Source organism: Yinghuangia sp. YIM S09857, from assembly GCF_051388915.1.
In the GTDB taxonomy this organism is placed as follows: domain Bacteria; phylum Actinomycetota; class Actinomycetes; order Streptomycetales; family Streptomycetaceae; genus Yinghuangia.
This window is the reverse complement of sequence record NZ_JBPKBH010000017.1, coordinates 62,477-76,583: the sequence shown is the minus strand read 5'-3', so window position 1 is coordinate 76,583 and position 14,107 is coordinate 62,477. Positions and strand designations below refer to the sequence as shown.

8 protein-coding genes are annotated in these 14,107 nt (G+C 73.0%); 3 read left to right on the top strand and 5 right to left on the bottom strand.

Annotated features, from left to right (window positions below):
- Nucleotides 1-305: 305 nt before the first annotated feature.
- Together ACRX5S_RS29675 and ACRX5S_RS29670 are read right to left on the bottom strand one after the other, a co-directional pair.
- Nucleotides 306-3,680: a pyruvate carboxylase gene (locus ACRX5S_RS29675; RefSeq protein ID WP_436776227.1), complete on the bottom strand. Its 3,375-nt coding sequence runs from the start codon at nt 3,678-3,680 to the stop codon at nt 306-308.
- 188 nt (nt 3,681-3,868) lie between these two features.
- Complete coding sequence (locus tag ACRX5S_RS29670) at nt 3,869-6,439, bottom strand: glutamate--cysteine ligase (protein ID WP_436776226.1); 2,571 nt, start codon at nt 6,437-6,439, stop codon at nt 3,869-3,871.
- Between the two features lie 197 nt (nt 6,440-6,636).
- Between ACRX5S_RS29670 and ACRX5S_RS29665 the strand changes: the two genes are divergently transcribed.
- Nucleotides 6,637-7,407, top strand: a complete 771-nt coding sequence (locus ACRX5S_RS29665; RefSeq protein WP_436776225.1) for a (2Fe-2S)-binding protein — start codon at nt 6,637-6,639, stop codon at nt 7,405-7,407.
- 29 nt (nt 7,408-7,436) lie between these two features.
- On the opposite strand, the gene ACRX5S_RS29660 is transcribed toward ACRX5S_RS29665, so the two are convergent.
- The 3 genes from ACRX5S_RS29660 to ACRX5S_RS29650 all read right to left on the bottom strand — a co-directional run bounded on the left by ACRX5S_RS29660 (nt 7,437) and on the right by ACRX5S_RS29650 (nt 11,569).
- Nucleotides 7,437-8,273, bottom strand: coding sequence for a hypothetical protein (locus ACRX5S_RS29660; protein WP_436776224.1), 837 nt, complete (start codon nt 8,271-8,273; stop codon nt 7,437-7,439).
- A gap of 308 nt (nt 8,274-8,581) precedes the next feature.
- Nucleotides 8,582-10,000: an amidase gene (locus tag ACRX5S_RS29655; RefSeq protein ID WP_436776223.1), complete on the bottom strand. Its 1,419-nt coding sequence runs from the start codon at nt 9,998-10,000 to the stop codon at nt 8,582-8,584.
- 60 nt (nt 10,001-10,060) lie between these two features.
- Nucleotides 10,061-11,569, bottom strand: coding sequence for a cytosine permease (locus ACRX5S_RS29650; protein WP_436776222.1), 1,509 nt, complete (start codon nt 11,567-11,569; stop codon nt 10,061-10,063).
- Nucleotides 11,570-11,694: 125 nt separating this feature from the next.
- On the opposite strand from ACRX5S_RS29650, the gene ACRX5S_RS29645 reads away from it, so the two are divergent.
- Nucleotides 11,695-13,311, top strand: coding sequence for a PucR family transcriptional regulator (locus tag ACRX5S_RS29645; RefSeq protein ID WP_436776221.1), 1,617 nt, complete (start codon nt 11,695-11,697; stop codon nt 13,309-13,311).
- A 208-nt stretch (nt 13,312-13,519) separates the two neighbouring features.
- The gene (locus ACRX5S_RS29640; RefSeq protein WP_436776220.1) at nt 13,520-13,915 is read left to right on the top strand and encodes an ATP-binding protein; all 396 of its coding nucleotides are present in this window, start codon (nt 13,520-13,522) and stop codon (nt 13,913-13,915) included.
- The last annotated feature ends 192 nt before the right edge of the window (nt 13,916-14,107 follow it).

Below are 14,107 nucleotides of genomic sequence, written 5' to 3'. Positions count from 1 at the left end.
CGCGGCGGCGTTCGCCCGGAGGAGCCGAGGGCTCCCGCCGGACAAACGTCGCCGCGCGGCGATTTATCTCACATATAGGTCAACCTGTTGGTTTGCTCTGGTTCGGCGTGGCGCGAACCGATCGGCGGATCACGTCGCTGCCCGGCGAACCGCCCGGAAATCGGCCCGCCGCCCCCATGCGGGGCACGGGGGCGGCCCGGAAGGGCACGGTGCGGCCCGGAAGGGCACGGTGCGGCCCGGAAGAGCACGGGAACGTGCCCGACACGAGCGAGAGGGATTGATCGGCTGCCGCCGACCAGCCCGCCTCAGCCCACGACCACCAGCAGGTCGCCCGCCTCGACCGACGCCACCGTGTCGATCGCCAGCCGCTCGACCGTGCCGGAGGCCGAGGCCGTGATGGACGCCTCCATCTTCATCGCCTCGATCGTCGCGACCGTCTGGCCCACCTCGACCGCGTCGCCGACCGCCACCTGGAGCGTGACGACCCCGCTGAACGGCGCGGCGACGTGCGCCGGGTTCTCCGGGTTGGCCCGCTCACTCTCCGGGCGAGCCGGCTTGACCGAGCGGTCGCGCACCGAAAGCACGCGGGGCTGCCCGTTCATGCGGCAGTAGACGGTCCGGAAGCCGCGCTCGTCCGCCTCGCCGATGGCCTCCACCGCGAGGTAGAGCGCGACGCCGGGCGACAGCTCGACGGTCAGCTCCTCCCCCGGCTTGAGACCGTGCAGGAACGCCGGGGTCGGGACCACCGAGACGTCGCCGTACAGCCGCCGCGCCTCCTCGAAGTCCCGCGCCGGGCCGGGGAACAGCAGGCGGTTCAGGGTGCCGCGGAGGTCGTCCCCGTCCAGTGCGGCCTCCTGCTCCGCGGTGAGCGCGACGGTCCGCGACGCCGTCGTGCTGCGGCCCGCGAGCGCCCGGGTGCGGAACGGCTCCGGCCAGCCGCCGGGCGGCGTGCCCAGCTCGCCCTGGAGGAACCCGATGACGCTGTCCGGGATGTCGAACGCCGCGGGGTCCTCCTCGAACTTCGCCGGGTCCGCGCCGACCGCGCTGAGGTGCAGCGCGAGGTCGCCGACGACCTTGGAGGACGGGGTGACCTTGACGATGTTGCCGAGGATGCGGTTCGAGGCGGCGTAAGCGTCCTCGATCTCCTCGAACTTGTGCCCGAGGCCCAGCGCGATCGCCTGCTGCCGCAGGTTGGAGAGCTGCCCGCCCGGGATCTCGTGGCGGTAGACGCGGCCGGTCGGCGCGGGCAGGCCCGACTCGAACGGCGCGTACACCTCGCGCACCGCGGCCCAGTAGGGCTCCAGGTCGCACAGCGCGTCGAGGGAGAGCCCCGTGGCGCGGTCGGTGTGGTCGGTGGCCGCCACGATCGCGGACAGCGGCGGCTGGCTGGTGGTGCCCGCGAGCGCGGCCGACGCGCCGTCGATCGCGTCGACGCCCGCCTCGATCGCGGCGAGGTACGTCGCCAACTGCCCGCCCGCGGTGTCGTGCGTGTGCAGGTGGACCGGCAGCTCGAACCGCTCGCGCAGCGCCGTCACCAGCGTGCGCGCGGCCGGGGCGCGCAGCAGGCCCGCCATGTCCTTGACGCACAGCACGTGCACGCCCGCCTCGACGAGTTGCTCGGCGAGCCGCAGGTAGTAGTCGAGGGTGTAGAGGGTCTCGCCCGGGTCCGCCAGGTCGCCCGTGTAACACAGGGTGCCCTCTGCGACCGCGTGCGTGCCGAGCGTCGCCTCGATCGCGGGCCGCATGGCCTCGATGTCGTTGAGCGCGTCGAAGATGCGGAAGACGTCGATGCCGGTGGCCGCGGCCTCCTCGACGAACTTCACGCACACCTTGTCCGGGTACGGCGTGTACCCGACCGTGTTGCGGCCGCGCAGCAGCATCTGGAGGTTCAGGTTCGGCATCGCCTCGCGCAGCGTGCCCAGCCGCTCCCACGGGTCCTCGGTCAGGAAGCGCAGCGCCACGTCGTACGTCGCCCCGCCCCACGCCTCGACGCTCAGCAGCTCCGGGGTCAGCCGCGCGATGTGCGGGGCCGCGGCGGCCAGGTCGAACGTCCGTACCCGGGTGGCGAGCAGCGACTGGTGCGCGTCGCGGAAGGTCGTGTCGGTGACCGCGAGCGCCGTCTGCGCGCGCAGCGCCCGGGCGAACCCGGCGGCGCCCAGCTCCAGGAGCTTCTGGCGGCCGCCCGCGGGGGCGTCGCCCTCCGGGAGGCGCGGCAGCTTGCTGCGCGGCACCGCGAGCGCCGGGGCGGGGCCGTGCGGGCGGTTCACGGTGACGTCGGCCAGGTACGCGAGCAGCCGCGTGCCGCGGTCGGCGCCCGCGCGGGCCCGCACCATGTCGGGGCGGTCGTCGATGAAGGACGTGGTGACGCGCCCGTCGCGGAACTCCGCGTCGTCCAGGACCGCCTGGAGGAACGGGATGTTGGTGGCGACGCCGCGGATGCGGAACTCGGCGACCGCGCGGCGCGCCCGGGCCACCGCGTCGCCGAACGTCCGGCCCCGGCAGGTCAGCTTGACCAGCATCGAGTCGAAGTACGGCAGCACCTCGGCACCGGTGAACGTGCCGCCGTCCAGCCGCACGCCCGCGCCGCCCGGCGAGCGGTACGCGGACACGGTCCCGGTGTCGGGCCGGAACTCGTGCGCGGGGTCCTCGGTGGTGATGCGGCACTGGAGCGCCGCGCCCTGCACCCGGATCGTGTCCTGGGAGAGCCCGAGGTCGGCGTGCGTCGCCCCGGAGGCGATGCGGAGCTGCGCCTGCACGAGGTCGACCCCGGTCACCTCCTCGGTGACGGTGTGCTCGACCTGGATGCGGGGGTTCATCTCGATGAAGACGTAGCGGCCGCGCTCGTCGAGCAGGAACTCGACGGTGCCCGCGTTGCGATAGCCGATCGTCTCGGCGAAGCGCACCGCGTCCGCGCACATGCGCGCCCGGATGTCCGGGTCGAGGTGCGGCGCCGGGGCGATCTCGACGACCTTCTGGTGGCGGCGCTGCACCGAGCAGTCGCGCTCGAAGAGGTGGACGACGCTGCCGTCGGCGTCGGCGAGCACCTGCACCTCGATGTGGCGCGGGCGTACGACGGCCTCCTCCAGGAAGACCGTCGGGTCGCCGAACGCGGTCTGCGCCTCGCGCATCGCGGTCTCGACGGCCGAGCGCAGGTCCTCGCGGCGGTCCACGCGGCGCAGGCCGCGACCGCCGCCGCCGGCCGCGGCCTTGACGAAGATCGGGAAGCCGATCTCGTCGGCGGCGGCGAGCAGGGCGTCGATGTCGTCCTGCGGGTCGGCGGTGCGCAGCGTCGGCAGCCCGGCGCTCTTGGCGGCCTCCAGCGCGCGGACCTTGTTGCCGGCGAGGGAGAGGACGCCGGCGTTCGGGCCGACGAACTGGATGCCGTTGGCCTCGCACGCCTCGGCAAGGAGGGGGTTCTCGGACAGGAACCCGTAGCCGGGGTAGATCGCGTCGGCGCCGCACGCGAGCGCTGCCCCGACGATGGTGTCCACGTCCAGGTAGGCACGCAGCGGGTGGCCGCGCTCCCCGATCTCGTAGCTCTCGTCGGCTTTTTGACGGTGCAGCGAGTGACGGTCCTCGTACGCGTAGACGGCCACCGTGGTGATGTCCAGCTCGGTTGCGGCACGCAGCGCCCGAACGGCGATCTCACCGCGGTTGGCCACCAGCAACTTGCGGATCACGAGCTACCTACCCTCCTTGCCCGGTCGCCCGGGGATTCCGGTCGGAATGCCCCGAACCATAGGACACGTGTACTGGTCCCCCGCAGGTCGGTCCCATATGCCGGGCACCGTGCGTGACTACGGAACAACAGGGCTGACCAGCGGGAACGTCGTTCCCTCACGGGGTGCCGGGGGGCCTGTGAGCTTGGTCACCGCATGATCCAGGTGTCCTTGGCTCCGCCGCCGCGCAGCGAGTGCACGAGCAGGCTGCGACGCGGCGCAGAGCGGGTGAGGGCCACCGGGAGCACCGCGGGGCCGCCGGACTGGCAGACGTACGCCCGCAGATCGACCGCCCGCGGCTCGAAGCGCTCGCCGGTGAAGGTGGGGTGGGTGGACAGCGGCACGGTCTCCTGCGCGACCCAGCGGCGCGGGGCCGCCACGATGTCCGCGCGGGCCTGCTTCAGTTCCTCCTCGGTGGCGTCCGGGCCGATGACGATGCCGTCGCCGCCGAAGCCGTCCACCGGCTTGACCACCAGCTCGGCGAGGTGGTCGAGGACGTGCGCGCACTCTTCGGGATCGCCGCACGCGTAGGTGCGGATGGAGCGCAGCAGCGGGCGCTCGCCCAGGTAGTACTCGATCAGGCGCGGCACGAAGGCGTAGAGGACCTTGTCGTCGGCGACGCCGTTGCCGAGGGCGTTGGCGACGGCGGCCCGTCCGGCGCGCACCGCGTCGAGCAGGCCCGGGCCGAGCGGCCTGCGGTCGGCGCCGAGGGCCGACACGAGGCGGTCCTCGGCGATGCGGCGGTAAAGGACGTCGACGGGGTACGCGCCGTACCGCCCGCCCATCACCACCACGCGCTGGTCCACCAGGCGCAGTTCGCCCGGTGTCACGACGGGTACGCCCATCTCGTCGGCGAGCAGCCGGTGTTCGAACCACGCCGGGCTGTCCGGGCCTTCGCTGAGCAGCGCGACGACAGGGTCGCGCTCGGAGCGCCGCGGGGCGGCCGCGACGAGTGCGCTCTTGAGCAGCGACGGAACCTGGTCGACCGCCAGGACCCCTTCCCCGGGCCGGAGTTCGGGCAGCACGTCGGCAGCCAGGCGGCGGGCGGCGAGGGCGTACGCGATGCCCGAGGGCATGTTGAGGTTGTCCTCCAGGACCATCCAGTTCCCGGCGCCGTCCCGGACCAGGTCGATGCCGGCCAGCGTGATGCGGACCGTGTCGGCGGGCAGCCGGGCCCCGGTGTCGCGCAGGCCGGGGGCGTCCTCGACGACCCAGGAGGGGACGACGCGGTCGCGGACGACGAGGCGTTCGCCGTGCACGTCGTGCAGAAAGGCCTCAAGTGCGGCCACCCGCTGGGCGAGTCCGCCGCGCAGCAGCGCCCAGTCCTCGCCGGGGATGAGGCGGGGCAGCAAGTCGTAGGGGAACAGCCGGGGTTCGTCGGCGCCCTCGGGTTTGAACAGGGTGCCGTCCACGCGCTGGCGTTCGTCCCGGGCCCGGGCGCGGACGCGGAGGCGTGCGGCGCCGAGGCGTACGACGGCCGCGACGGGTGCCGCGTATTCGGGGCGTACGCGGCCCTGTTCGTCCAGCGCCTCGTCGGCGGGCGCGGTGTAGCCCTCGAAGAGGCCGGGGGTGCGCTGCGCGGGGATCGTGCCGCCGAGCGGCCACACGGGGCTGGTGCGGGTCTGCGCGACGACGAGGTCGACGGCATCGGCGAGCGATCCGCCGCGCCGGGCCGCGGTGCGCTGCCGGTGGGCCGAACTCCCTTGCGCGAGAACGGCGTCGACGGCGGACGCCATGCCGTCCCAGTCGCCGAGTTCCTCCAGGTGCGGGCGGGCGGTGTGCAGGAGGCGGCGTACGACGTCGGGCGCGGGGGCGGCGGACAGCGTCACGGGGTCGACGAGTTCGCCTTCGAGGCCGGAACGCGCGGCGCGCCAGGTCGCGGCGCGCAGCCACTCGTCGCGCATGCGCGGCGGCTCGCGGCCCTCGGTGGCGTACGCGCAGCCGCGCAGCACCAACGCCCGGAACAGGCCCGCGATCAGCACCACGTCGTCGACGTTGGGGCAGGCGTCGGTGATGCGAAGTTCGAGCGTCGGGACGTGCCGGGAGGGGCGGACGTCGTAATAGACCATGCCGGGGTCGCTGATGACGCCGGAGCGCAGCAGCCCCGCGACCATCTCGTCGTACTCGGCCGCCGATCCGAAGGTCCCCGCCGGTCCGGTGGTCGGCCAGCGCTGCCACACGCTGGTGCGCCAGGACGCGTAGCCGGTGTCGGAGCCGAGCCAGTACGGCGAACTCGCGGACACCGCAAGGAGAACCGGCAGCCAGGGGGCCAGCCAGGGCAGCGCCGCCACCGCCAGGTCGCGGTCGTCGACGCCGACGTGGACCTGGGCGCCGCAGATGAGTTGCTCGTGTGCGACGCGCTGGTAGGCGTCCACCATGTTCAGGTAGCGCACGTCGGGGGTGACCGAGATCTCCTCCATGCGGGCCAGCGGCACGGTCCCGGCGGCCACCACGGCGAACCCGGAGCGCTCGGCGGCGTCCGCGAGTTCGCGGCGGGAGCGAACCAGTTCCTCGCGCAGCTCGGCGAGCCCGCAGTGCGGACTGCTGTTGGTCTCGACCACCGATTGCTGCAACTCGGCGGTGAACCCCGTGTCCGGCAACCGCTCCAGCACTTCGCGCGCGCCGGGAACAAGATGCCTGGTGTCGAGCCCGACGAGGTGGAATTCCTCCTCGACGCCGACCGTGACCGCGCGTGTCGCACCAGCACTGCCGCTGCCCATTCCCGCAGGGTACGACCCGACTGTTACAGGCATATGTCAGAGTTGATCAGGAATATCACATTCCGTCAGCAAGTCACCGAAGTACACGAACGCACAGTGACATCCGGTCAGTTGATCACACTATGCGGCGCCCACGGGGTGTCGTGACGGGAGATTCCCGATCGGTCCCCACCCGGTGCGGACGATACGGTCGGGCGGTGTCCACGAACGAACCCGGGCCGCCGTCCCCCGACGCCGAACAGGTCCAGAACGCGCTGACCGACTGGTGCCCGGAGTACCGCGGCCAGCTCGCGCCCGATCTCGGCGGCGCGGCCGCCGTCCCGGCGACGGCCGCCCTCGACCCGGTGTGGCTGGGCGCACGCCTCGCCGAGTCCGGCCGCCGGTACCGCACCGACGACGCGCGCGTGGCCGCGATCCTGTGGTGGTACTCGGCGAGCACGGTGCTGCTGACCCCTGCCCTGGCGACGTACGCGGTCACCCGCTGGGCCGTGGACCCGCGCCCCGAGGCCACCACGCTCTTCATGCGGCGCGACGGACTCCCGTCCGGCGCCCGCTCGTCGGCGGTGGCGGGCGGCACGCCGGCCGAGGTCGGCGCGGCGCTCGGGCTCGGCGTCGGGGCATACGTGGCGGCCTTGGCCGAGGTGGCACCGGTACGCCCGCGCGCGGTCTGGGCGGTCGCGGTCGACGCGGTCGCGGGCGTACTGCTGCGGGCGGGGACGACGATCGGCGAACCGGAGGCGGCCACCGCACTCGCGGCCCCGCTCATGGCGGCCGCCGCGGAGGCCGCGGGCGAAGCGCTCCCCCGGCCGCGGTACGTCGACTTCGGCCAGACGCGCTTCGTGCACCGCACGTCCTGCTGCCTTCTCTACCGCGCCCCCGGGCAGCCGATGTGCACCAGTTGCCCGGGGCGCCGCCCGGAGGACCGGGCGGCGGACCTGGGCCGACTGGCGCGGGGGCTCGGCCGATAGAGGGGGTGCGGGCGCCTTCGGTCCACGACTCAGGTCTTCGGCAGGTCCACGACCTCGGCGGCCGGTGGTTCGGTGATGTCGACCGGCTCGTTGAACTTGTCGTAGTTGTCCGCCTCCGGCTCCGGGCCGTTGGTGATCAGCCGGATCGGGTAGACCGGCAGCGCGGCGTTCAGGTAGCCGGTGCCGGTGCTCGCGCTGATCGGGATGACCGTCCAGCCCTCGAACTGTTGGAGCGGCAGCTTGTGCGAGCTGGAGTTCAGGTGCTCCAGCACGTACTCGGGGTTCGAGGCGCCGAGCACGCCGGTGACGATGCCGGAGACCGACGAGTCGGTGTCGGCGGTGTGGAACCACTTCGTCGCCAGCGTCTGCGCGTCGGCGGGGCTGAACTGTCCCTTGCCCTCGACCAGCCAGTACTGCTGGTCGCCCTTGAACCAGACGTCGTCGCCCTTGCGCACGATCTGGAGGACGTACTTGTCGGTGCTCGCGCTGCCGCGGAAGTTCTCGGTCTCGCGGTCGACGTAGACGTCGATCAGCATCTTCTTGGTGCCGTCGAGCTTGATCGTGGCGCGCACGTGCACCGTCTTGACCGTGCGGGCGGCGGTACGGGCCAGGGATATCAGCTCGCCGACCGACAGGTTCGGCACGTCGGCCGAGGTGACCGGGCCGCGGCTCGGCGAAGTCGACGTCGGCGGACGGGTCGTGGGCTTGCGGGTGGTCGTGGACGGCGACGGCGAGGTGGACTTCGACGGAGGCGCCTTCGTCGGTCCGCTCGAACTCGGCGACGGACTGGCGGCGTCCTTGAGCGAACGCGCGGTGCCGTCGACCTGGCCGCAGGCGGTCAACGCCGCCGACAGAAGAACCCCCACCACTCCTATGCTGGCGATCCGGCGCACCTTTTGTCCGTCCCCTCCGTTGTCCCTGCCCCCGTGCGGCCCCTTGGACGGGCGCGCCCGCGCGGCGGTTCCGCAGTGAGCCGCGCGGCCGACCGCCTTGTGCGGTTCACGGTACGCCGCATGCCCGGGCTGTGTATGGGGTGTACCCCTCGTTTTCCAGGACGCCCGGTGGGCCGCGACCGACGATCAGCGCGCCGACGCCTTGACATCCGCGTGCGCGGTGACTGCCGTCTCGGCGTCGGCGCGGATCGTCCCGCCGGGCTGTGGTCAGGCGACGCGCGTCACCCGTCGCCCCCCGAAATACGTGCCGCCAGCTCGGCCGCGCGGTGCTCGCCGCCGGGCCGGACCACGAGGTGCAGCCCGACGGGCAGCCCGCCGAGTGATCCCGCGGGGATGCTGAAGGCCGGGAGGCCGACCAGGTTCCACACGCTGGTCAGGGAGAGCAGCGCCTCGCGGACGTCCACCACACGGCCGTTCGCGATGACCTCTCGTGCGCCGCACCGAGGGGCGGTGATCGGAGCGGTCGGCGAGGCCAGTACGTCGAACCGCGAGCACAGGTCCCGCGCCGCCGAGCGCAGGGCGGCGCGGAGGCGGTCTCCCTCCCCGACGTCGGCCGCCGCCGTCGCGGCCGCCACCCGCAGACGCCGCAGCACCTCGGGGTCGAACAACTCCGGTGCCTGGTCGAGGCGTTCGCCGTGGTATGCGATGACCTCCCGGCTCTGGACGGCGGTGAACGCGTGCATGGCGTCGGACCACGTGTGCCGGGCAGGCCAGGAGACTTCCGCCACCGGGCCGACAGCCCGTTCCAGCGCCCCGCGGACCGCCGCCGCGACCGCCGGGTCGACGGGGTCCGCGGGGGCGAGCCAGCCGATCCGAAGCGGCCGATACGGCAGGCCGGTCGAGCCCGCGGCCGCCCCGGGGAGCGCGCCCAGCGCCCGGGCGACAAGGAGACAGTCCCGCGCGTCGCGGGCGATCACGCCGACGTGGTCGAGGGAGGGCGCCAGGGGGACCACCCCTTGGGTGGCGACGGCGCCGTGGGCCGGCTTGAAGCCGGTGACGCCGCACAGTGCGGCGGGGATGCGTACCGACCCGCCCGTGTCCGTCCCGAGGGCGTACGGGACCAGGCCCGCCGCCACCGCGACCGCGCTGCCGCCGCTGGATCCGCCCGACATCCGGTCGGGTGCGTGCGGATTGCGGCTCGGGCCGTCGGCGGAACGGTCGCCGGTGGGGCCGTACGCGAACTCGTGCGTCGTGGTCTTCCCGACGACGATCGCACCCGCCCGGCGCAGCCGTCCCACGCAGTCCGCGTCCGCGTCCGCGGGTCCGCGTCCGGCGAAGTGCGCCGATCCGGCCCTCGTCGGCATCCCGGCGACGTCGATCATGTCCTTCACCGCCACGGGGACGCCGTGGAGGAGTCCGCCGCCGTGGCCCGCCGCGCGCAGGCGGTCGGCCTCGCGGGCCGCCGCCCGGGCCCCGTGCGCATCGACGTACGCGAACGCGTTGAGTGCGCGGCCCCCCGGCGAGGCGACGGCGTCGAGGAAGCGTTCCACCAGGTCGACGGAGGTGGTCCGACCGGTACGCAGGTCATCCGCGATGTCGCGGATCGAGCGTCCGGCGCGCCGGTCGGCGGACGACGTCGGTACCGCGGCCGAGCCCGGGACCGGCGCGGCGGCCGGGATCGGTGTGGTCGCGACGCTCATCGGGTCACCCATCTCCGCGCCCTGCTCCCCGGCTCGGTGTACCGAACGCGCCGCGAGGAGTCACACGGCATCGGGGGTCCTGTCGTAGGCGGTGGTGTCGGTGGACACGGCGGCCGGCAAGGCGGCCCGGCGGGCGGCGGAGGCGGTGAGGAGGTAGTACAGGCCCCCCGCGACGGTGAGCCCGGCGAGCCAGGACAGGTCGATGTGACCCAGTGAACGGGCGATCGGCCCCTGCATGGCGCCGACGAGGCCGTACTGGCAGCTCCAGGCGGCGGCGATGCCGCAGGCCAGGCTGATCAGGCCGGGGCGGTTGTACGTGGGGTGGACCCGGCGGCTGCCCGGCCGGAGGTGCCCGCCGGGTCCGTCCTGCCGGTCGGGTTCGTACAGCGCGGCGACGTCGGGGCGTCCGCGCTGGACGACGAAGAAGTCGACGAGCATGACGCCGGCCCACGGGCTGATCCACACCAGGATGGACGTCATCCAGTTGTCGAAGGCATGGGCGAAGCTGTTGGACTCCAGGAAGACCAGCAGGACCAGTGTGGCGACCGCGCCGGAGGCAAGGGTGACCTTCCAGCGTGCCGTGCGCAGGCCCACGGAGAGCGCGGCGAGTGAACACGAGTACAGGTTGAGGATGTTCGTGGCGATCGGACCGTGCATGACCAGGAGCAGGACCGGCAGGGCGAGTGCGCCGAAGGTGCCGATGACCAGTTCCGAGGGGTCGCCGCTCTCGCCGGCGCTGGCCAGGCAGGCTCCCAGGGCGGCCAGCCAGACGGTGGGGACGTACATGCCCAGGGCCGCGGCCCAGACCAGTTTGCGGTCGGAGGTGCCGGGTCTGACGAATCGGCTGTAGTCGCCGGAGTAGGGCAGCCAGCTCACGGCCCAGCCGACGCCGATCGCGGTGACGAGCCGGGTCGCGGCGGTGAACTTGTCACCCGGCGTGGTCGCCGTCGAGGAGGTCCAGTCCATGTCGACCTGGGTGAGCGCCACGACGGTCATCACCGCCATGACCACCACCGTCACCGGGACGGTCCACTTCTCGAAGGTGCGGATGGCGTAGAAGCCGAACAGCGCCAGCCCGAGCTGTACGGCCATGATCACCGCGGCCACCAGGTACTTCAGGCCAGTGCCTCCGTGGATCCCGATCTCGCCGAGCATCGCCACCACCAGGTCCAGCACGACCCAGGTGTTGACGCCGACCCAGCCCATCGCGAGCAGCCCCTGCATGACCGCCGGGATGATCGAGCCGCGGCGGCCGAACGCGGACCGGCCCAGCACCATCTGGTTCACGCCGGTGCGGTGGCCCATCAGGTTGAACACGCCGAAGACGGCGCAGCCCAGCACGTTCGCCACGGCCACGATCAGCAGCGTCTCGACCAGGCTCAGGCCGAGCGTGACCCCCAGGGCGCCGAGCACCCAGTTGATGGGGGCGATGTTCGCGCCCGCCCAGATCCAGAACTGCTCCCACGCGGTGGAGTCGCGGCCGGCCGGCGGGATGGGGTCCACCCCGTGCGGGTCGAACACGGCCGGGGCCGCATTCTCCCTGCTGGTGAGGGCTGTGTTGGGGGACATCGGTGTTCCTCCGCACTGTCAACGGCTTCGGGGTCCTGACGCCCTCACGGAACCACCTCCGCAACCCGCGGCAAGAGTGGAGGATCACTGCTGTTTTTCCTACCCGCGATGGTTGAATCACCACCATGTTCACGTTGCGTTCGCTGGCGGCCGACGAGGCGCTGCAACTGCGTGTGCTCGTGCCCGGGCCTCCCGGGGCCCTCGACGTCGACGTGGCGTGGGTGCACAACACCGAGCTGCCGGACCCTTCGACGTACGTGGGCCCCGGCGAGCTGGTCATGACCAACGGCCTGTGGCTGGAACACGTCGACGCGGCCGCGTTTGTGGCGAACGTCCGGCGTTCCGACGCCGCCGGAATCGTCTTCGGCCTGCGCGAGTCCGTCCGCGCCACCCCGGCCCAGGTGGTCGCCGCATGCCGGGAGGCGGAACTTCCCCTGCTGGAACTGGCGGTGGAGGTGCCGTTCACCGCGCTCTCGCACGCGGCGGCCTCGGCGTTCGCGAGGCGCCGGCAGGGCTCGCTGGAGGCGACCGTACGCCGCGGCAACCTCCTCGCGGACGCCATCTCGCGCGGCGCGGGCACCGCGGGCGTCCTCCAGGTCCTGCGCAAGGAGGTCGACCTGCCGATGGCGGTCGTCGACCGGTCCGGGCGACGCCTCGCGGAGGCCGGGGCGCACCTCCCCGACGACGAGGCCGCCGGTGTCACCGCCGCGCTGACCCGCCATCCGCCGCCGCTGGAGGTGCGCACCGGGGACCGCGCGGTGACGCTCTTCCTGGTCGGCGCCTTCGGGGTACCGGACGCCGCGCTCGTGTGCCGCCGGGCGCCGTCCGCCCTGACCGAGTTCGAGCAGGCGGTCATGCAGCAGGGTGCGCACTTCCTCAGCCTGGAGATCGCCCGCCGTCGGGCGGAGGAGGCGGTCGAATCGCGGTTCGCGGGAGAACTGGTCGACATGATCCAGTCCGGGATCGGCGGCTCCCGCGAGCTCACCCAGCGCCTGGCCGCGTTCGGCGTCGCCCCGGGGACGCGTGTCGCGGTGTGCGCGTTCTCCGCACAGTCGGGGACGGCGGTCGCCGGACCGGAAGGCGGCGTCGCCTCCGCCGGATCGCCCGGTGGCGGCGGTGAATCGCTCGACTCCATGGCCGCGGTGGCCCGGAACGTGTTCACCGGGGCCGGGATGCGCGCCGTGATCGCGCCCGGCAGCCAGGACGTCGTCGCGCTCTTCTCCTGGGGCGGGGACGAGGACGCCCTGACCGCGTGGTGCACCGATTTCGCCGTGCTTCTGTCCAGGGCGGCAGGAGGCACGCGAGTGGTGGTCGGTTACAGCCGGACCACCGCGACCGGTGCGCAACTGCGGGCACCGCTGGTCGAGGCCCGCGAAGCCTGCCGCATCCTGCTGCGGCAGGCCTCGGGACCGGCCGTCTCGACGATCGCCGAGTTGTCCTCGTACGCCGCCCTGCTCGGTCAGTTGCCCCCTCCCATGCTGCGGAGGATGGCCGACGCGCTGCTTCGGCCGCTGCGCGAACAGGACGCCTCCCGGAACACCCAACTGGAGGCGACACTGCGGACGTTCCTGGAGAGCGGCGCGCAGTTCGCGGCAACCGCGGACGCGCTGTTCATCCACGTCAACACCCTCCGCAAGCGCCTCGCCCGGATCCGCGACCTGACCGGGCGCGACCCACTGCTCATCGAAGGGCGGGTGGACCTGTTCCTCGCCCTGCACGCGGACACCATGGCGGACTCGTGACTCCGGCGCGTACCGGGCACTGGTAGACGTACGTCCACCTGATGAGTCGTTCAAGTGGATGATCGTCCCCTGACGGCGGCGGCGCGGCGGTGGTTGTCTGGTGCTGTCGAATCGTTCGCGCCCACCGGGTCCCGAACCAGCGCCGAACGAGAGCGTCCGCTCCCCACGACCCCGGCGCACCGCCTCCCCATCAAGTGCAGGTTCCGTCATGGTCACCAGCGTCCTCCTCCAGACATCGCGGCGCTCCTCCGCGCAACTTGCGGACGTACCCCGCGCCCGGCACTTCACCACGTCGACCCTCGGCGCATGGGGCCTGTCCGCGGACACCGTCGACAGCGCGGCGCTGGTCGTCGGCGAACTCGCCGCCAACGCCGCTCGACACGGCGGCGCGGAGATGATCCTCACGCTGCGACTCGACGGGCGGGACCTCAGCATCCGGGTTCTCGACCGGGACTTCACCGGGACGCCGACCGCCGACGCCGTACCCGACGACGAGAGCGGCCGGGGCCTGCTCATCGTGCGGGCGCTCACCGACGCCGTCGAGATGTCCACCGGCCCCGACGGCACCGCCGTGACCGCCCGCCTGAGCACGGAGCAGGGCTGAGCCGGACCGGCGTCCGCGCGTTCGACCGGCTCGCGTCCCCGCGGCCGAGGGCAAAGGAGCGCTTCCATGGATCCCGACCGCTGGGACCGATTCCGTTCCCTGCACGCCCGTGTGGAGAAGGGCCTGGCCGCGGCCGTCAGCACGCACGGACTGAGCCTCACCGAATTCCGGATGCTCCGCCTCGTCGCCGCG